Raw genomic sequence first — 18,498 nt, forward strand, 5'->3', positions numbered from 1 at the left:
GGCCGAACGGTCATCGTTCGACACCGCGCAATGCCGGCGTCCATGGTTCGAAGGCAACATCCTCTCCCGATAATCTTGCAGGGTTATTGGTGACGCGATGGCGGCATTGTTAGCGCTAACTAACAAACAGTCGAGTCTTTGTTGCGATCCGGCGTGGGCGAGGCGCCACGGCGGGCAGCCCCTTCCTTCCGTGGGCAGAATGTGGTAGCGCTCCCAAAACAAAAGGCGAGAGGGTTGGATGGCTGGGGAGGTTCTTTCTTCGCTGACGAGCATATTGGCACCCCACGGGCCGCCGGTCGGCGCGAAACTGTCGAGCTACGCGCCCGGCGACTACAGCATTCATTTCTTCCTGCAACTCGCGCTGATCGTCGTCGCGTGCAGGGGGGTGGGCTGGTTCTGCCGCAAGTTCCTGGCGCAACCCCAGGTGGTCGGGGAAATGATCGCCGGCGTGATCCTGGGGCCCTCGCTCTTCGGCCTCCTCGCGCCAGACCTGCAGGCGATGGTCTTCCCCAGGGAAACCGGCAATGTGCTTTACGCCGGGGCGCAATTCGGCGTGGCGCTCTACATGTTCCTCGTGGGCCTGACCCTGCGCCTGGATCATTTCCAGTCGAAGGTCCGGAACGCGGCGATGGTGTCGGGCGCGGGACTGTTCGCTCCCTTCGTCATGGCGATCCTGATCACGCCCTGGCTCCTGACCGTGCCCGGTCTCTTCGCGGAGGGCCTGGGCCGGGGTGGCGCGACCCTCTTCATGGGCGCATGCATTGCCCTGACCGCCTTTCCGATGCTGGCGCGCATCATCAACGAACGCGGCCTTGCCGACAGTCCTCTCGGCACGCTTTCGCTGACGGCCGGGGCGTTCGACGACGCGGCATCCTGGTGCGTGCTGGCCGTGGTCCTCGCCCTGTTCGGCGGCGGCAGCGGTGTGGCGGTGCTGGCGATCGTCGGCGCCTTCCTCTATGTCGGTTTCCTGCTGCTGTTCGGACGGCGCCTGTTCGCGCCGCTGGGCCGAGCGGTGGAAATGCAGGGCGAGATGAGCGCGACCGTGCTGGCGATCACGCTGGCGCTGTTCTGCCTGTCCGCCTTCATCATGGACGCGATCGGCATTCACGGCATATTCGGCGGCTTCATCCTGGGCGTGTTCATGCCGCGCGGCTTGTTCGTGGAGGAATTGAAGAGGAAGGTCGAACCGCTCGCCGTCGTCATATTGCTGCCGATGTTCTTCACCTATTCCGGGTTGAACACGCGGCTCGACATGGTGAACTCGTTTCCCTTCCTGCTCATTGCGATCGGCATATTGGTCGCGTCCATCCTCGCCAAGTTCGGCGCCTGCTACGCCGCGGCGCGCCTGTCGGGGGAGGACAATCGGACGGCCCTGGGGATCGGCGCGCTGATGAATTCGCGGGGGCTGATGGAACTCATCATCATCAATATCGGCATCCAGAAGGGCATTATCGAACCCGCCCTGTTCTCCATGCTGGTGTTGATGGCAATCGTCACCACCATGATGGCCGGGCCGCTGTTCGAGATAGTCTATGGAAGACGCGCGCGCGCGGAGGGAGAATTGGGGCGGCTGGGCGCCGCGACCTGATAGTCCCGTCGCTCGTCGCCGGAATCCATTCGACGTGCCGCGAAGTCATGCCCTTATGACGACTTCTCTCCGCTCGGCCGCCGAGCGATAGATCGCTTCGATCACGCGCATGTCGGCCAGGCCTTCCTCGCCCGGCACGATGGGGGTCGTGCCGCTGACGATGCATTCGGCCATATGGTCGAGCTGCCCGGCAAACTGGTTCTTGGCCGCGGCCGGCAGTGTGCGCGGGGTCGTGACGCCGTCCTTGCGGATCGACATGCGCTGCCCCTCATAGGGCGTTGCCGGTTCCATGTCGATCCAGCCCTGCGTGCCGATGACGCGATAGCCGTTATGGGAGGAGCTGTAGCTGGAGATGCAGTTGGCGACGATGCCGGAAGGAAAGCGCAGCAGGAAGCCGATGCGGTCCTCCACGGTCTTGAAGCGGGGATCGGATCTGTCGGTGGTTTCGACGGCGCTGACCGAAACCGGATCTTCCCCGGTCAGGTAACGGGCCGCGTTCAGGCTGTAGATGCCGATGTCCATCAACGATCCGCCGCCCGACAGCGGCCGGTCCAGCCGCCACTGGCCCGGCCGGGCCGGGAAACCATGTTCGGCGGTGATCAGGCGGGTGGGGCCGACATGGCCGCTGCGCGCCAGCTCGATGGCCAGCCGGTTATAGGGTTCGAAGCGCGAACGATAGCCGATCATCAGCTTCGTCCCCGCCTTGCGGCATGCGGCGATCATCGCCTCGCACTCCGCGACGGATACGGCCATCGGCTTCTCGCACATCACATGCTTGCCCGCCTGCGCGGCGCGGATGCTGTATTCGGCATGCATGCTGTTGGGCAGCACCACATAGACGACGTCGATGTCCGGATTGTCCCGGATGCGGTCGAAATCGGCATAGCTGTAGCGGTGGGTCGCCGCGATGCCATATTGCGCGCCATATTGGTCCAGCTTGGCCGGAGTGCCGCTGACCAGCGCCACCAGCCTCGCATGCTCGCAACCGGCGAAGTTCGGCATGATCTGGCGCGTGGCGTAGGAGCCTAGCCCGACAATGGCATAGCCGATCCTGCGCGTCGGCGCGGCGCCGGCACGCGTTCCCACGCCGGCCAGGACCATTCCGGCGCCAAGGCCGCCCAGAATTTCACGACGGGAAGTGGTCACGCGGCTCTCCCATGTCCTTTGGAGGGTGAATGCGGATTAACATCGGCGGTCGCGGCAACGAGTAGGGGGGCGACCGCCATGTTGGATTCGATAGCGCTAACATATCGGAATCGGTCGGACGGCTTCAAGCAAAATGCGATACTTCCCCGCCATTGGGGAAGAGGAAGGGCGGCGTTAACGGCGGCGATGGTTCCTCATCCCGTCGCGCCATGGCCTCCATGCGGTGAAGCCAGGATGCGGGGAACAGGGTCCGGTGCGCCGCGCCCGTGGAGCCGCGCAAAGCTGCCGGGCGGACAGCCCATCCGCTTGCGGAAGGCAGTGCTGAAGGCGCTGGCGGAGTCATAGCCGATTTCCTCCGCGATCCGGCCGAGGGGCTTGTCGCCCCGCAGCAAGGCCTGTTTGGCGACCGCCATGCGCCATCGCGCAAGATATTCTATCGGCCCGCAACCCAGCGCCTCGCCGAAGCGCGCGGCAAAGGCCGAACGCGACATGCCCGCCACGCTTGCGAGCCGCGCCACGGTCCAGGGGGCGGGAACATCCTGATGCATCGCCTGCAGGGCACGGGCCAGCGCGGGATCGCGCATCGCGCCGAGCAGGCCTGATTCCCCACCGACGCGCCGCCAGCGAAGCGCCTCCACCAGCAACATCTCCAGCAGGCGGCGGATGATCAGTTCCTTGCCGGGATGGCTGGACAGGCACTCGTCGGACAGCATGTCGACCAACTGGCCGAAACGCGTGGCGCGGCCTTGCGCGGCGGGGATATGGATCAGATCGGGAAGCAGCGACAGCAGGAGCGGGGCGTTGGCCCGCTCGAAGGCGAAACTGCCGCCCAGCGCGACGAAGTCCGGATCGCCTGACCGATCCCCGTGCCGCACCGCTTCGCTGCGGGGTTCCACCAAAATGCAGGGAAGACCCGGTTCGCTGCTCAAGGAAAAGGGCGGGGTGCTCGGCATCAGCAGGAAGTCGCCCTGCGCGAGCCGAAGCGGTGCGCGCCCTTCGAAAGCGACCCATGCTTCCCCCGCAAGGATGATCGTGAAGCCGGGCGCGTCATGCGCGTCATAGCGGACGCCCCATTGCCCGCGCGCCGTGATCGGCTTGGAGATGGCGGCGCTGGGCTGAAGCAGGGCGATGATGTCGCTCAGGGGATCCATGTTCTGGACGATCCGTAATTAGATATGGATCAGGAATTATAGATCGTCTTGTCCCGCCTGTCTATGAACGCGCATCGACATCAAGGAAGCAGGCAAATGAGCAAGACGATCCTGATCACCGGCACTTCGTCGGGCTATGGCAAGGCCACGGCGCTTCATTTCCTTTCTCGCGGATGGAATGTCATCGCGACCATGCGACGGCCCGATCCCGCCCTGTTCGGCCAGCATGCCGAACGCCTGCGGCTGCTGCCGCTGGACGTCACCAGCGAGGACAGCATAGCCGCGCTGGTCGAGGCCGCCGGACCCGTCGACATTGTGGTCAACAATGCGGGGATAGGCGGCGTCGGCGCTTTCGAAGCCATGCCGATGAGCCTGATCCGCCAGCTTTTCGAAACCAACAGCATCGGCGCCATGGCAATGTGCCGCGCATTCATACCGCAGATGCGCGAGCGCGGGGCGGGCGCGATCGTCAACGTGACGTCCACCGTCGCGCTGGGCGCCTTCCCGCTCGCGGCGGCCTATAGCGCGACCAAGCATGCCGTGGAGGGATTCACGGCCTCCCTGGCGCATGAACTCGCCTATTTCGGCGTCCGGGTGAAACTCGTCGAGCCGGGCTATGCGCCGACCACCCGCTTCGGGGCGAACGCCATCATTCCCGTGACCGACCTGCTGCCCGGCCGCTACGCCGATTTCGCGCAACCGGTCCTCGCGGCCTTCGCCGCGCCTGCGCTGACGACCAGGGAGAGCGACGTCGCCGAAGCCGTCTGGAACGCCGTCCACGACAGGACGGGTCAGCTCCGCTTCCCGGCCGGAGCCGATGCGGTGGCGCTGGCGGAGGGGCGCTGATCCCCTGCCTGCGGCCGCGCTCCCCAACTCAGCAACACGCCGCCCAGGATCAGGGCCATGCCGGCCAGATGATAGCCGAACAGCGGTTCCCCCAAGATCAGGGCGGCCAGCACGGCGCCGAACAGCGGCAACAGGCTGATCGTCTGCCCGGCCGCGCCGGCGCCCACATGGCTGACCGCGGCGTTGAACGACATATAGGCGATGATCGAGGGGAAGATCGCGACATAGGCGATGGCGGCCGCCACGCTTCCGCTCCAGTGCATCCGCGCAATCGCCTGCGCTTCGCCCAGGGCGCCGATGCCCATCGCCAGCGCGCCGATGGCGAAGGTCACGAACAGGAAGGCCAGGGGGTCGATCGCCGGACGCAGGCGCAGGCAGGCGGTATAGACCGCCCATGCGCCGCAGCCGCACAGCACCAGCAGATCCCCCATGCCCAGGCGCAGCCGCAGGATTTCCGCCAACTCGCCCTTGAACACGATGAACGTCACCCCCAGCGTCGACAGCGCTATGCCCGCGACCTGGCGCAATGGCGCCCTGTCGCCGAAGGCGATGCGGCTGATGATGACGACGAATGTCGGGATCAGCCCCTGCAGCAGCAGGCCGTTGGCCGCCGTCGTATGGCGCAGCCCCGAATAGAGGAAGCCGTTGAACGCGGCGACGCCCGCCAGCCCCAGGAACAGGATCGCGCCCCAATGGCGGCGGATCAACGCGCGCTGCGCCATGACGCGGCGCCATGCGAAGGGGGCGATGATCAGCAGCGCCAGCATCCAGCGGCTGAAGGCCAGTGTCAGCGGCGGAATCTCTCCCCGCATGGCCCGGCCGACTATCGCATTGCCCGCCCACAGCGCCATGGTCATGCCCAGCATGGCATAGGCCCGCATCTGCGAACTCAAGTCCGGCCGCCTTTTCCTTCAGCGTTCGTCGCCCGGCTCCCCGACATGTATCCACATTGGGAAGATGACGAACCGAAGCTGGCGGTTCTTCGTGAGCATTGGAAGCAGTTGAGCACCCGAAGCGCGAATAAACGCCATTTGCAGGTCGTCAAGGCGCAATGTCGATAAGGGCTTCAGATTGCGGAGAGGAAATGAAAGGGACGGCAGCGCCATGGCGCCGCCGTCCCTTCCTCGGTCTGGTTCAGCAACTGGAATTGCGGTCGATGGCGCGGCCGGCCAGGGCGCCGGCGCCCGCGCCGATGATGGTGCCGGGCGCCCGGTCCCCGCGGGTATCGATCGCGCGGCCCAGCAGAGCCCCGGCGACGCCGCCCAGTAGCAGGCCGGTCGTGCCGCCCGACTTGCGGCAGCGATAGCCCCGGTCGTCGCGATAGGAACGATAGTCGCGGCGGTCGGAATAGCGAACCCGATCATGCCGGTCATAGCGGTGCCAGCCGCCGTCGCGGGCGAAGGAAGTGGCCGGAACCGCGGCGGAAAGGGTCGCGGCGGCGGCGGCGATGGCGAGCATGGTCTTGCGAATGGTCATGACTGGTCTCCTCTTGCCTTGTCGTTGACCGCCTTATTCCATGCCGCGCATGCGCCAATGCTGAACCGCTTTGTTATCAAAGGTTAAGCTGGCGATCCGATGTCATGCCGGCCCGGTGCTGCCGCGCACGACCAGGGCGTGGGGCAGCATCAGGCGGGATTCCGGCCCGGCGCTTTTCTTTCGGAAGGATGGGTCGACCAATATGTCGACCGCGGCGGCGGCCATTTCCGCCTTGGGCTGGCGGATGGTCGTGATCTGCGGCCAGGCCGCGCGCGAAGAGGCCGAATCGTCGAAGCCAGCGACGGACAGCGATTGCGGCACGGCAATGCCCAGTTTCATCGCGGTGATGAGGACGCCCAGCGCCATGTCGTCATTGCAGGCGAAGATCGCGCTCGGGCGGTCGGCGCGGTCCAGCAACGCTTCCCCCAGTTCCAGCCCCGAACGGAAACTGAAGTCGCCGCGCAGCACCGCATCTTCATCGACCGCAATCCCCGCCTGCGCCATCGCCGCGCGAAAGCCCTTCTCCCGCCGGGCGGACGCGCTGTGGCTGATCGGCCCCTGGACCAGGCCAATATGGCGATGGCCCAGGCCGATCAGATAGTCCGTCATTTCCCGCGCAGCGCCGCAATCGTCCATGCGCACCGCGCCCGAATCGGGCGGCTCGGCGGAAGGAGCGATCAGCACATGGGGCACGCCGGATTCGCGGAACAGGTCGATCAGTTCCGCAGAATCGCAGATGGGCGGGGCGACGATCGCGCCGTCCAGCCTCAGGCTGGCGATGCTGGCGCGGACATGATCCTTCCAGTCCGGCTGGTTCAGTTCGACCGGCTCCACCACCAGATGATAGCTGCGCTCCCGGCATCGCAGCAGCGCCCCATGCTGCACGTCGGCGGCATAGCCCGACACGGGATCGTCGATGAACAGGCCCAGCAGGTAGGAGCGGGAGCTGGAAAGGCTGCGGGCGAAGGCGTTGGGCCGGTAATTGAGTTCCGCCACCACGCGCTGCACCGCTTCCCTGATTTCGGGACGGACATGATCCTCCCCATTGATCACGCGCGATACGGTCTTGGGGGAAACGCCGGCGCGGGCCGCGACGTCCTTGATCGTGACGGTAGTCATGGGCGGGTCTCCTGCGGCCGCGCGCACAGGGCGGCGAACCGGGCGATGAAGGCGTAGCAGGCGGCGGGCAGGACCAGCGCGGGCAGCAATGCCGTCGCATCCGCCAGCGCCCCCGTCAGCAGCGGAACGATGGCGCCGCCGACCACCGCCATGCACAGCCACATGGAGGCGACGGGCGCCTGCCGCTCGTCCTCGGGCAGGGCGAGCGCGTAGATCGTAGGGTACATGACGGCATTGCACAGGCCGACGGCCAGCAGGGCGCCCGCGCCCGCGACGCCGGGCAGGGCGATGGCCGCCATGGTAAGGATGACCGCGCCCAGGGAGACGGCGGTCAGCAGCCGAGCCTCCGCGATCCGCCGCATCGCCCAGGCGCCCAGGAAGCGCCCCGCCATCGCGCCGCCCCAATAGAGGCTGACCAGTTGCCCGGCGAGGACAGGCGCGGCGTCCAGCCGGTCGGGCCGCATCAGCACGGCGGGCAGCAGCGCCCCTATCGCCACTTCCGCCCCGACATAGACGAAGATCGCCGCCGTGCCCCAGCGCAGGCGGGGGGACCGCATCACCCGGAACATCTGCCCGATGGCGGCGAAGCGGCGCGGCCCGTCCCCCTCCAGCAAGGTGCGATTGCGGAAATAGGCGAAGGCCAGCAGCCCCGTGACCAGCGCCGTTCCGGTGAAGGGCAGGGTCGCGCCGACATGCCGCGCCGCCTGCGCGTCCAGTTCGCCGAGCAGCAGCGGCGCGCTCAGCAGCGGACCCAATACGGTGCCCAATGAATTGAAGCCCTGGAGCAGCGTCAGCCGGCGCGCCGCGCCCCGCGATGGTCCGATCACGGCGACGACGGTGTTGGACGCGATCTGGAGGAAGGTCTGCCCCGCCGAAACCAGAAGCAGCGCCCCCAGCACCATGGCGAAGGACAAGGCGTTCTGCGCCAGGGTGAGCGCAAGGCATCCCGCCGTGATCACGGCCAGCCCCGCGACGATGGCGCGCATGTAACCGGCGCGCACGATGGCCCAGGTGATCGGCAGCGCGAAAAGCATGTAGCTGGAATGGAAGGCGAGCTGGACCAGCAGCGCCCCTTTGTAATCCAGATCCAGCATCAGCTTGAGCCGCGGCACCAGCAGGCTGACGGACGAGGTCAGGAAGCCGCCGATGAAGAACACGCCGATGGACAGCCGGAAAAGCCGGGCGGCGACCTGTTCAGGTCCGGAAAGGGGCGAGGATGACGTAACGGCCACCATGGGAAAGAGGCTTCGATTGAACCTTTGTGGAAGGAGAGTGAAGCCGCAAAGCCGTTCCGGCGCAACATGGCAATATATGACAACGATGTCAAAAATCATGTTGACATCGTTGTCAGGCTTGGGTCAATAGGCGCCCACAAACCATGTGGATCCAGGGAGAGAGATGATGAAAAGCATTGCGCTGGCCGCAGGCACCGCGCTTGCATCCGCAACCTTGTGGATGACCCCCGCTTTCGCGCAGGAAGCAGCCGCCCCCCAGGCGGCGGCCCAGCCCGATTATGGCAGCGATATCATCGTGACGGCCACCCGCCGCGAAACCACGCTGCAATCCACCCCCATCGCCGTGTCCGCCTTCGGCCAGGCGCAGCTCGACCGGCAGCAGGTGAAGGACGTCACCGACCTCGCCCGATTCGTCCCCTCGCTCCAGTTCAACCAGCAGGGCGACCAGTCGGCGGTGCTGCTGACGCTGCGCGGCATCGGCAATGACAGCGCCTATACCGAAGTGGCCGACCCCGAAGTCGCCATCTATGTCGACGGCATCTATTCGCCCCGTTCGCAGGGCGCCTCCGTGCTGATGTACGACATGGAGCGCGTCGAAGTGCTGCGCGGCCCGCAGGGCACGCTGTTCGGCCGCAACGCGACGGTCGGCGCATTGAGCCTCATCTCCGCCAAGCCGAAGCTGGGCGAATTCGGCGGCAATGTGGAGGTCGTCGCGGGCAATTACGACCGTCTGGGCGTGCGCGGCGCGATCAACATCCCCGTCACCGACACGCTGGCCTTCCGCGTCGCCTTCGTCACCGACCGGCATGACGGCTATGCCGATTTCCAGCCCGCGCCCGACGTTCCGGGCATCAACCGCTCGGCCTTCGTCACCACCGGCAAGAAATATTATGCCGCCGACCAGCAGTCGGGCCGCGTCTCCATGCTCTGGCAGCCCGGCGAACGCTTTAGCTGGAACCTGTCGGCGGAAGGTTTCCTGGACAATGGCGCGCCGGTCATCGGCCTGCTTCAGACGCCGCGCCCCGGCACGAAGCGCTGGTCGACGCTCAGCGACACCGCGCCCGACACGGACCGCTATTCGGTCGCCGTCCGCAGCACGATGAACTATGACGTCACCGACGGCATCCAGTTGAGCTATATCGCGGGCTGGTCGCGCATCGGCGGATCGACTCAGACGGACGCCGACGCGGGCGCGCTGCCCCCGACGGGGCAGGTCGACGCGGACGGCAACGACCTGCCGCTCGGCGCCTTCGGGGAAAACCGCACGCTTTCCTCCCGCTATGATTTCCAGAGCCATGAGCTTCAGGTGAAGTCGACCGGCGAACAGGCCATCGACTGGATATTGGGCGCCTATTACAGCCATGAAAAGAACCGCATCCGCTTCGACATCGACCAGCGGAACGGCTATCGCGACGGCAGCTTCAGTTGGGCGGGCAGCTTCATCCAGGCCAATCGCCAGATCGACAGCCGCGCCGTCTTCGGCCAGGCGGTCGGGCACGTCAGCGACGCGATCCGCGTCACCGGCGGCCTGCGCTACACCTCCGACAAGAAGGAGGATATCGGCGGCCGCAACGTGACCTTCTCCGGCTGCCCCGCGACCCTGCCCCCCGGCGCGTGCCAGGGCGGCATCTTCGGCGCCTATCCGAATGCCACGGCGGACGAACTGGTGACGCTGCTGCCCGGCTTCTCCATCTCCAGCAACGACGTGAAGGGCAAGTGGGACAAGCTCACCTATCTCGCCCGCGTCGACGCCGACCTGGCGGAAGATGTGCTGGGCTATGCCAGCATCTCCACCGGCTTCAAGTCCGGCAATATCCAGGACAATGCCGGTCTCACCGATCCGGAAACGCTCACCAACTATGAAGTCGGCCTGAAGTCGCGCTTCCTCGACCGCCGCGTCACGCTGAACCTCGCCGCTTATTACAGCGACTTCAAGGGCTATCAGGTGAACCAGGCCGTCACCTTCCGCGACGATCAGGGCAATGTGGTGCGCAGCCAGATGATCACCCAGAATGCGAAGGGCGCGAAGGCCTATGGCCTGGAGGCCGAATTGTCGGCGAACCTCACCGACAATGACCGGCTGCAATTCTCCGGCACGCTCCAGAAGACCAAGCTGGAGGAACTGGAGAGCGTCGACGGCCGCCTCTATGACGGCGGCAAGCTGTCCTCCATCGCGCAGCTCAAGGGCAATGAACTGGCGCACGCTCCCCGCTTCTCGGCCACGCTCAGCTATGAGCATGACTTCGAACTGGCGAGCGGCGCGAAGATCACCCCGCGCTTCACCACCCATTATGAGACGAAGAGCTGGCTGAGCTACTTCAACGGCGACGCCAACCCCTTCGTCAATCCCAACGATCCCGCCGACAATATGCCGAATCGCGGCACCAACGGCACCGATTGGGACCGGCAGAAGGCCTATTTCCGCTCCGACGCATCGATCCGCTTCGTGTCGCCGGACCAGAAATATTCGGTGGAGGCCTTCGTCCAGAATATCGAGAATGGAAAGATCCGCACCGGCGCCGGAGCCTTCGGCGCGCCGCGCTACGACCCGGTGTTCCTCTCCAACCTCCAGCCCCCGCGCACCTGGGGCGTCCGGGCCCGCGCCAACTTCTAGAGACGGCCTTTCGATGATGACCGGCATGCCCCCCTGGCCGGATCGTCATCACGGGCGGCGGATGGCCCGACGGCCCTCCGCCGCCCCCATATACCCAAATCGAAGAGTATCCCGATGACGCGCAAGCTGCTGATCGCCTCCCTCCTGCTGGGCGTAGCGGGCATGGCCCACGCCCGGACGCCTCCCTCCACCGTCGCGGGCAGCAACCGCGCCCTGCCGGCGGAGGCGCGCGCGCAGGCGCTGGTCGCCGCCATGACGCGGGAGGAGAAGCTGGCGATCATCCACGGCTATTTCCCGCCACTGGCCAAGCCCGCCGAACCCATCGCCATGATCCCGTCGGCGGGGCACATCCCCGGCATCCCGCGCCTTGGCATCCCCACCCTGCGGGAAAGCGACGCCAGCCTGGGCGTCGCCAACCAGGTCGAGCAGCGGAAGGGCGACACGGCGACCGCGCTGCCCGCCAGCCTCGCCACCGCCGCGACCTTCAACCCGGCGCTCGCCTATGCTGGCGGCGCGATGATCGGGGCGGAGGCGCGGGCCAAGAGCTTCAACATCCTGCTCGCGGGCGGCGTCAACCTGACCCGCGATCCGTGGAACGGCCGCAATTTCGAATATCTGGGCGAAGACCCGCTGCTGGCCGGGGTGATGGCGGGCGAACATATTCGCGGCGTCCAGAGCAACCATATCGTCTCCACCATCAAGCATTTCGCGCTGAATTCGCAGGAAACCGGCCGCACCGTGCTGGACGCCCGCATCGGCAAGGCGGCGCTGCGCGAAAGCGACCTGCTCGCCTTCCAGATCGCGACGGAGATCGGCGATCCCGCCTCCGTCATGTGCGCCTATAACAAGGTGAACGGCGACTATGCCTGCGAAAATGACTGGCTGCTCAACAGCGTCCTGAAACAGGATTGGGGTTATAAGGGCTGGGTCATGTCCGACTGGGGCGCGGTCCATTCGACGGAAAAGGCGGCGCTCGCCGGTCTGGACCAGGAATCCGGGCAGGAACTGGACGACGCCATCTATTTCGGCCAGCCGTTCGCGGATGCGCTGGCCGCAGGCCGCATCCCGGCGGGGCGACTGGACGACATGGTGCGGCGCATCCTCTACGGCGTCATCGCCAGCGGCCTGATGGACGACCCGGTGCCGGAAAGCCCGCGCCAGATCGACTATGCCACCCATGCCGACATCGCCCAGCGCGCGGCGGAGGAGGGCATCGTCCTGTTGAAGAATGAGGGCGACCTGCTGCCGCTCGCGAAGAGCGCGCGGCGGATCGTCCTGATCGGTGGCCATGCCGATGTGGGAGTGCTGTCGGGCGGCGGATCGTCACAGGTCCGCTCCGTCGGCGGGGCGCCGGTCGAAATTCCGCTGACGAAGGGGGCGGCGGCCTCCTTCGCCCGCATGACGTGGCACGCTTCCTCGCCGCTGAACGCGATCCGCGCCCTCGCCCCGCAGGCGGAGGTCAGCTATGTCGACGGCAGCGACCCACGCGCAGCGGCGGAGGCGGCGCGGCGCGCCGACCTCGCCATCGTCTTCGGCTGGCAATGGCAGACCGAGGCGCAAGACCCCGAAACCATGCGCCTGCCCGGCAATCAGGACGCGCTGATCGACGCGGTCGCCACCGCCAACCGCAGGACCATCGTCGTGCTGGAAACCGGCGGCCCGGTGGAGATGCCCTGGATCGCCAGGGTTCCGGCGCTGGTGCAGGCCTGGTATCCCGGCCAGCGCGGTGGCGAAGCCATCGCCAACATCCTCTTCGGCGACGTCGCGCCTTCGGGCCGCCTGCCGATCACCTTCCCGGTGCGCGCCGATCAGGCGCCGCGCCCGGAACCGGCGGGCCTTGCCGAACTGCACGCGGCAGAGGCCCGCCGGGACGCGGGGGACAAGACCAATTACGGCATGACCGGCGGCGTCGCCCCCTTCGCCGTCGACTATCCCGAAGGGGCGGAGGTCGGCTATCGCTGGTATGCGATGAAGGGCATGAAGCCGCTTTTCCCCTTCGGCCATGGCCTGACCTATACCCGCTTCGCCTACGCCAATCTTCAGGTGCAGGACGGCGCGGCCCTGACCGTCAGCTTCGACGTGACCAATGCGGGCAGCCGCGCGGGCGCGGACGTGCCGCAACTCTATGTGCAGGCGCGGGGCAGCGCGGGCATCGCCGCCTGGCGGCTGGCGGGCTTCGACAAGCTCAGCCTGTCCCCCGGCGAAACCCGCCGCGTCACCATGACCGTCGACCCGCGCCTGATCGCCCGGTTCGAGGAAGTGAAGGGCTGGCGGCTGGACGGTGGCGACTATGCGCTGGCGGTCGGCCATCATGCAGGCGACGCGACGCTCAAGGGCGTGGCGAAACTCGATGCCATGAGCCTGAAACCGTGATGAGGCACAGCCCCATCGCATTACGTGCTCCTGCGAAGGCAGGAGCCCAGTTGCGACGGCAGAACTGGGTTCCTGCCTTCGCAGGAACACTCTGTACCTTGCCTCTTGCGTAATCCGCGCGAATAAGCGCCTTCATAACAGGAGACGACATGACCACCGGCCTTTCGCCCGTTTCCCTGACCGCGCTGACGCTCCTGCTCGCCACCGCCGCCACCGCGCAGCAGCCCGCCGCCTCCATCGCGCACCCCCAGCTCTGGCCGAAGGTCGCCGCCCAACCCAAACGCGACCCCGCCGTCGAACGCCGCGTCGAAGCCCTGCTGAAATCCATGTCGGTGGAGGACAAGGTCGGCCAGATCATTCAGGTCGACATCGGCTCCATCACCCCCGCCGACGTGCGGACATACAAGATCGGCTCGGTCCTGAACGGCGGCAATAGCGGCCCCTATGGCGACGAATATGCCTCCCCCGCCAAATGGCTCCAACTGGCCGACGAATATTATGACGCCTCCATGGCGCGCGCGGACAAAGGCCCGAAAATCCCGATCATCTGGGGCACCGACTCCGTCCACGGCAACAACAACATCGTCGGCGCCACGCTCTTCCCCCACAATATCGGCCTGGGCGCCGCCCGCGACCCCGATCTGATCCGCGAAATCGGCCGCATCACCGCGCTGGAGACGGCGGCGGCGGGCCTCGACTGGACCTTCGCCCCGACGCTGGCGGTGGTGCAGGACGACCGCTGGGGCCGCACCTATGAAAGCTATGGCGAAGAACCCCGGATCGCCGCCGACTATGCCGGCGCGATGATAGAGGGCGTGCAGGGCAGGGTCGGCACCAAGGACTTCCTCGCCCCCGACCATCTCATCGCCACCACCAAGCATTTCCTGGGCGACGGCGGCACCGGCGGCCGCGACCAGGGCGACACCAAAGTGCCCGAAGAGGTGCTGCGCGACGTCCATCTGGGCGGCTACCCCGCCGCGATCGAGGCGGGCACCCAATCGGTCATGGCCAGCTTCTCAAGCTGGAACGGCGAGAAGATGAGTGGCAACGCATCGCTGCTGACCGGCGTGCTGAAGGACCGCATGGGTTTCGACGGCTTCGTCGTCGGCGACTGGAACAGCCATGGCCAGGTGCCGGGCTGCTCCAATGAGGATTGCCCGCAGGCGATCAACGCCGGGCTGGACATGTTCATGTATTCCGGCCCCGGCTGGAAACAGCTTTACGACAATACGCTGCGCGAAGCGAAGGACGGCACGATCCCGGCGGCGCGGCTCGACGATGCGGTGCGCCGCATCCTGCGCGTCAAGGTCCGCGCCGGAACCTTCGACCGGGGTCGCCCCTCCGCCCGCGCCTTCGCGGGCAAATTCGACGCCATCGGCTCCCCCGGCCACCGCGCCGTCGCCCGCCGCGCCGTGCGCGAATCGCTGGTGCTGCTCAAGAATGAGGGCGTCCTGCCGCTCAAGCCCAATGCCAATATCCTCGTCGCGGGGGAGGCGGCCGACAGCATCAGCCAGCAGGCGGGCGGCTGGTCGATCACCTGGCAGGGGATCGACGTCCCCAATTCCGCCTTCCCCAACGCCCAGTCGATCTGGAAGGGGATAGAGGAGACGGTGAAGGCAGGCGGCGGCACGGCGCGCTACGCCCCCGACGGCCGCTTCACGCAGAGGCCGGATGCCGCCATCCTCGTCTTCGGCGAAAAACCCTATGCCGAATTCAAGGGCGACGTGCCCAATCTGGAATATAGCCCCGGCGACAAGCGCGACCTGGAGACGCTGCGCCGCTTCAAGGCGGCGGGCGTGCCGGTCGTGGCGGTGTTCCTGTCGGGCCGCCCGCTCTGGGTGAATGCGGAACTCAATGCGTCGGACGCCTTCGTCGTCGCCTTCCTGCCCGGCAGCGAGGGCGGCGGCGTGGCCGACCTGCTGTTCGCCGGACCCGACGGCAAGCCGCGCCACGATTTCCGGGGCAAGCTCAGCTTCTCCTGGCCCAAGCGCCCCGACCAATATGCGCTGAACCGCCGCGACGCGGGCTATGACCCGCTCTTCCCCTTCGGCTACGGCCTCAGCTACGCCCGGCCGGGTAAGGTCGGCAAGCTGGACGAGAGCCGCCCCGCGGGCATGGCGGCCGCCACCCCCGGCACCTTCTACGGTCGCGGCCAGACGCCGCCGGGCTGGTCCATAGAGGCGGAGGGCGTCACCCAGAGCGGCGTCGACCGCCGCGCGCAGGAGGACAGCCGCCGCTTCGTCTGGAAGGGGGCGGGGCAGGTCGCCTTCGCCGCCCCCCGCGCCGTCGACCTCTCCCGCGAGAGCAACGGCGAAATCAGCCTGGTGGTCGAATATAAGGTGGACGCCAAACCGGCGGGCAAGCTGACCGCTGGCCTGCAAGGCGGCGGCAAGACCGTCGAACTGCCGATAACAAACAGTATTGCCGCCGCCAGGGCAGGGGAGTGGACCCGGCTCGCCGTCCCGCTGCAATGTTTCGCCAAGCGCGGCGCGGACATGCGGGCCGTCACCGCGCCGCTGGTGCTGCGATCCGACGGCGCGGCCGACATCAGCATTTCCGACGTGAAGCTGGACTATGTCAGCATGCCGATGGACGCCTGCGGCGACGCGGTGCCGGGCGGAGAGTAAGGAACGCCGTCGATAAGACAGGTTAGGCCCGACCTCTTTGCACAGGATACCCTCCGAAGATCGCGCGTTGACGCCATCGTAAGAGGAGATCGACATGCAGAATGATGGACAGCGCGACGAATCGTCCCAGGACCCGGCGGAGGGCCGCAACGATGTGCCACCGCCGGAAAAGGGCTCGCCCCGCGGCGAAGCGGATCAGGCCGACGATGAAGCTGCGGAGCGCGTCGAGAAAGCCGAGGACGGCGACCCCAATCCCTTGGCCCCGCCGGTCAACACCGAAGCCGGAAGCTAAGGCAGCGCGGACAAATTCGGAATGTCGGGAAATGGCACTTCCCGTCACCCCGGACTTGATCCGGAATCCCGCTGCCTTGACCAGGCGCGGACTCAGAAAGAAAGCGGAACCCCGGGTCAAGCCCGGGGTGACGAATAGGCGAATGGCCGCTTCTCGCCCCAGATCACTCCGGCGACTCATGCATTTGTCCGCGCCTCCCGACGCCTGATCCGGTCAACCGGAGAGCAACGGGTAACGCAGGCGCCAATCGTCCAGCAGGGTTTCGATCGCGGCGATTTCCTGAAAGGTTCCGATCGGCGCGGCGGCCCAGTTGCAATGCGGATGCGTCGCGCGGCTGTAGAGCCGGATCGGCCCCACCAGCCGGCGCCAATGATGCTTGCTGCGTCCGTGATCGCGCACCAGGCGGGCGACGATCAACTCGACGAGTTTGTCAGCCGTCATTTTCTTTTCCCTCGGCGCAAGGCCATTGTCCCGGCAACGCCAGATAGGCCTCCAACTCGCGCCAGTGCCGATCCCATCCGGGACCGCGCCGTTCCTCCGGCACATGGGCTTCCACCATGCGCCTCGCCCGCGCCACGACATTGTCGCCGGGCGCGCGCAAACGGTCGAGAATGTCCCTGATGCCGTCCGTCATGAAGGTCGCCGCCGCATGCTCTGCTGATAGGGGCAGGAGCGCAGGCCTTCAACCTTCCCGGCGCGCTGGGTCGGCCGCCCATCAAGCACGCTTTCGGTTCGTCGCGAAGCAGTAACGCCCATCCGCAAAATATGCGCTCCCTATTGTCAATCATTATGATAGAGAATAACTTTGCGGGCAGGAGGTTCTTCCATGCGTCCAAATGCCACCGAACTGATCGCTTCCGCGACGATCCTGACCGTGCCCGGCCTGATGAACAGCGGGCCGGGGCATTGGCAGACGATCTGGGAAGCCGAGCTGCCCCATTGCCGTCGCGCCGAACTGGGCAGCTGGGACGCGCCGCAGCGCAATAGCTGGATCGGCCATCTCAACCATGCGATCGATCGCGTCGACGGGCCGGTCATCCTCGCGGCCCACAGCCTGGGATGTCATGCCGTTGCCTGGTGGGCCGCGTTCGAATGCCGGGAATGGAGCGAGAAGATCGCCGGAGCCTTGCTCGTCGCCCCGCCGGAACTCGATTCGGGCGCCGTCGATCCGCGCTTGCGCGGTTTCGCGCCTACGCCCAAGGCGTTGCTGCCTTTCCCCTCGATCCTCGTCGCCAGTCGCAACGATCCCTATATCTCGTTCGGTCGGGCGCGGCTGCTTGCGCAATTCTGGGGCAGCCGCTTCGCCGATGCGGGGGAGGCGGGGCACATCAACGCCGATTCCGCGCTGGGCGACTGGGCATTCGGGCGGTTCCTGCTCTCCGGCCTCGGCCAACCATTCGAAGAACAGGACATGGATAGCCAGCAGATCGCCGGAGAGCGGGAACGCAGCGCGGAGGCGACCCTGCTCTACGGCGTCTGACCTGGCGGGGATCGCCATCGGCCTGATCAAAGCCGGATCTTCATCCCCAGACGTATCGTCCGTGGCTCGACCACCCGGCTGAGCCGCCCTTCCTGCGGGCCGGCCGCGTCGAAGGCTGGAATATAGGATTCGTAGTGATAAGCGATGTCCTTGTCCCGGCTGTCGAAGATATTGAGCAGGTCTCCATAAAGCTCGATCCGCTTGCCCTTCCACGCGCCGCGGGCGCTGACGATGGTGCTGCCCTTGTCGCGCGCGCTATTGTCCTCGATCAGCGGATAAGGCCCCAGATGCCGCAACCGCAGGCTCGTCTCCCAGCGCCCCAGCACGACCGCCACGCCCGCCGAAGCGGCATTTTCGAACGCATTGGGAATCCTGTCCCCATTGTCGTAGCGCGAATGGCTGGCGGTGTAATTGCCGTCCAGCGCCAGCCAGGGCAGCGGCCGCCAGAAGGCGACGATCTCATAGCCGTGCCGCTTGCTGGCGCCGGTCGGCTCGACCGCGTTGCTGTCGCCGACGAAGCGCAGTTCGCTGCCGACATTCAGCCACCAATA

At 66.6% G+C, this 18,498-nt stretch carries 17 protein-coding genes (1 of these 17 cut by a window edge); 7 read left to right on the top strand and 10 right to left on the bottom strand.

Annotated elements, in window-relative coordinates:
• Nucleotides 1–238: 238 nt before the first annotated feature.
• Complete coding sequence (locus L286_RS32115; RefSeq protein WP_020819761.1) at nt 239–1,588, top strand: cation:proton antiporter; 1,350 nt, start codon at nt 239–241, stop codon at nt 1,586–1,588.
• A 45-nt stretch (nt 1,589–1,633) separates the two neighbouring features.
• Here the strand turns inward: L286_RS32115 and L286_RS32120 are convergent, their stop codons facing one another.
• Nucleotides 1,634–2,734, bottom strand: a complete 1,101-nt coding sequence (locus L286_RS32120; protein ID WP_025160501.1) for a Gfo/Idh/MocA family protein — start codon at nt 2,732–2,734, stop codon at nt 1,634–1,636.
• Nucleotides 2,735–2,928: 194 nt separating this feature from the next.
• On the bottom strand, nt 2,929–3,885 hold the full coding sequence (locus L286_RS32125) for an AraC family transcriptional regulator (protein WP_020819763.1): 957 nt from the start codon (nt 3,883–3,885) through the stop codon (nt 2,929–2,931).
• A gap of 96 nt (nt 3,886–3,981) precedes the next feature.
• Here L286_RS32125 and L286_RS32130 point away from each other — a divergent pair, with 96 nt between their 5' ends.
• On the top strand, nt 3,982–4,731 hold the full coding sequence (locus tag L286_RS32130) for an SDR family oxidoreductase (protein WP_020819764.1): 750 nt from the start codon (nt 3,982–3,984) through the stop codon (nt 4,729–4,731).
• Here the strand turns inward: L286_RS32130 and L286_RS32135 are convergent.
• From L286_RS32135 to L286_RS32150, 5 genes are all read right to left on the bottom strand, one after another.
• A complete protein-coding gene (locus L286_RS32135; RefSeq protein WP_020819765.1) occupies nt 4,677–5,612 on the bottom strand; it encodes a DMT family transporter in 936 nt (311 codons plus the stop codon). The two genes, L286_RS32130 and L286_RS32135, sit on opposite strands and share 55 nt — an antisense overlap.
• A 30-nt stretch (nt 5,613–5,642) precedes the next feature.
• Nucleotides 5,643–5,837, bottom strand: a complete 195-nt coding sequence (locus L286_RS48410; protein WP_020819766.1) for a hypothetical protein — start codon at nt 5,835–5,837, stop codon at nt 5,643–5,645.
• A 28-nt stretch (nt 5,838–5,865) separates the two neighbouring features.
• The gene (locus L286_RS32140) at nt 5,866–6,207 is read right to left on the bottom strand and encodes a glycine zipper 2TM domain-containing protein (RefSeq protein WP_020819767.1); all 342 of its coding nucleotides are present in this window, start codon (nt 6,205–6,207) and stop codon (nt 5,866–5,868) included.
• Nucleotides 6,208–6,309: 102 nt separating this feature from the next.
• Nucleotides 6,310–7,326 carry a LacI family DNA-binding transcriptional regulator gene (locus L286_RS32145; protein ID WP_013053833.1) on the bottom strand — a complete coding sequence of 339 codons (1,017 nt, stop codon included), beginning with the start codon at nt 7,324–7,326 and terminating at the stop codon, nt 6,310–6,312.
• A complete protein-coding gene (locus L286_RS32150; protein WP_020819769.1) occupies nt 7,323–8,561 on the bottom strand; it encodes an MFS transporter in 1,239 nt (412 codons plus the stop codon). The genes L286_RS32145 and L286_RS32150 overlap by 4 nt, the downstream gene beginning before the upstream one ends.
• A 163-nt stretch (nt 8,562–8,724) precedes the next feature.
• Here L286_RS32150 and L286_RS32155 point away from each other — a divergent pair, with 163 nt between their 5' ends.
• From L286_RS32155 to L286_RS32170, 4 genes are all read left to right on the top strand, one after another.
• Entirely contained in the window at nt 8,725–11,175 is a 2,451-nt protein-coding gene (locus L286_RS32155; RefSeq protein ID WP_020819770.1) for a TonB-dependent receptor, read from the top strand.
• Nucleotides 11,176–11,289: 114 nt separating this feature from the next.
• Nucleotides 11,290–13,548: a beta-glucosidase family protein gene (locus L286_RS32160; RefSeq protein ID WP_020819771.1), complete on the top strand. Its 2,259-nt coding sequence runs from the start codon at nt 11,290–11,292 to the stop codon at nt 13,546–13,548.
• Between the two features lie 149 nt (nt 13,549–13,697).
• Nucleotides 13,698–16,175: a glycoside hydrolase family 3 protein gene (locus tag L286_RS32165; protein ID WP_020819772.1), complete on the top strand. Its 2,478-nt coding sequence runs from the start codon at nt 13,698–13,700 to the stop codon at nt 16,173–16,175.
• Between the two features lie 94 nt (nt 16,176–16,269).
• The gene (locus L286_RS32170; protein WP_020819773.1) at nt 16,270–16,467 is read left to right on the top strand and encodes a hypothetical protein; all 198 of its coding nucleotides are present in this window, start codon (nt 16,270–16,272) and stop codon (nt 16,465–16,467) included.
• A gap of 213 nt (nt 16,468–16,680) precedes the next feature.
• On the opposite strand, the gene L286_RS32175 is transcribed toward L286_RS32170, so the two are convergent.
• Nucleotides 16,681–16,908: a hypothetical protein gene (locus L286_RS32175; RefSeq protein ID WP_020819774.1), complete on the bottom strand. Its 228-nt coding sequence runs from the start codon at nt 16,906–16,908 to the stop codon at nt 16,681–16,683.
• Entirely contained in the window at nt 16,898–17,101 is a 204-nt protein-coding gene (locus L286_RS32180) for a hypothetical protein (RefSeq protein ID WP_013053840.1), read from the bottom strand. Before L286_RS32180 ends, L286_RS32175 begins: the two co-directional genes overlap by 11 nt.
• 192 nt (nt 17,102–17,293) lie before the next feature.
• Between L286_RS32180 and L286_RS32185 the strand changes: the two genes are divergently transcribed.
• A complete protein-coding gene (locus L286_RS32185; RefSeq protein WP_020819775.1) occupies nt 17,294–17,947 on the top strand; it encodes an RBBP9/YdeN family alpha/beta hydrolase in 654 nt (217 codons plus the stop codon).
• 26 nt (nt 17,948–17,973) lie between these two features.
• Here L286_RS32185 and L286_RS32190 read toward each other — a convergent pair whose 3' ends face one another.
• Nucleotides 17,974–18,498, bottom strand: the final stretch of a protein-coding gene (locus L286_RS32190) for a TonB-dependent receptor (protein ID WP_021223282.1). The gene runs 1,461 nt beyond the window's last position; only the last 525 of its 1,986 coding nucleotides appear in the window; its start codon lies off the right edge, out of view — the gene reads right to left on this strand; the stop codon is at nt 17,974–17,976.

This window comes from Sphingobium sp. HDIP04, assembly GCF_000445085.1.
Lineage (GTDB): Bacteria > Pseudomonadota > Alphaproteobacteria > Sphingomonadales > Sphingomonadaceae > Sphingobium > Sphingobium indicum.

Coding starts and splice junctions, on each gene's coding strand:
- L286_RS32115 (WP_020819761.1), top strand. CDS start 239: ATGGCTGGGGAGGTTCTTTCTTCGCTGACGAGCATATTGGCACCCCAC.
- L286_RS32125 (WP_020819763.1), bottom strand. CDS start 3,885: ATGGATCCCCTGAGCGACATCATCGCCCTGCTTCAGCCCAGCGCCGCC.
- L286_RS32130 (WP_020819764.1), top strand. CDS start 3,982: ATGAGCAAGACGATCCTGATCACCGGCACTTCGTCGGGCTATGGCAAG.
- L286_RS32135 (WP_020819765.1), bottom strand. CDS start 5,612: ATGCGGGCCTATGCCATGCTGGGCATGACCATGGCGCTGTGGGCGGGC.
- L286_RS48410 (WP_020819766.1), bottom strand. CDS start 5,837: ATGGCGCTGCCGTCCCTTTCATTTCCTCTCCGCAATCTGAAGCCCTTA.
- L286_RS32140 (WP_020819767.1), bottom strand. CDS start 6,207: ATGACCATTCGCAAGACCATGCTCGCCATCGCCGCCGCCGCCGCGACC.
- L286_RS32145 (WP_013053833.1), bottom strand. CDS start 7,326: ATGACTACCGTCACGATCAAGGACGTCGCGGCCCGCGCCGGCGTTTCC.
- L286_RS32150 (WP_020819769.1), bottom strand. CDS start 8,561: ATGGTGGCCGTTACGTCATCCTCGCCCCTTTCCGGACCTGAACAGGTC.
- L286_RS32155 (WP_020819770.1), top strand. CDS start 8,725: ATGATGAAAAGCATTGCGCTGGCCGCAGGCACCGCGCTTGCATCCGCA.
- L286_RS32160 (WP_020819771.1), top strand. CDS start 11,290: ATGACGCGCAAGCTGCTGATCGCCTCCCTCCTGCTGGGCGTAGCGGGC.
- L286_RS32165 (WP_020819772.1), top strand. CDS start 13,698: ATGACCACCGGCCTTTCGCCCGTTTCCCTGACCGCGCTGACGCTCCTG.
- L286_RS32170 (WP_020819773.1), top strand. CDS start 16,270: ATGCAGAATGATGGACAGCGCGACGAATCGTCCCAGGACCCGGCGGAG.
- L286_RS32175 (WP_020819774.1), bottom strand. CDS start 16,908: ATGACGGCTGACAAACTCGTCGAGTTGATCGTCGCCCGCCTGGTGCGC.
- L286_RS32180 (WP_013053840.1), bottom strand. CDS start 17,101: ATGACGGACGGCATCAGGGACATTCTCGACCGTTTGCGCGCGCCCGGC.
- L286_RS32185 (WP_020819775.1), top strand. CDS start 17,294: ATGCGTCCAAATGCCACCGAACTGATCGCTTCCGCGACGATCCTGACC.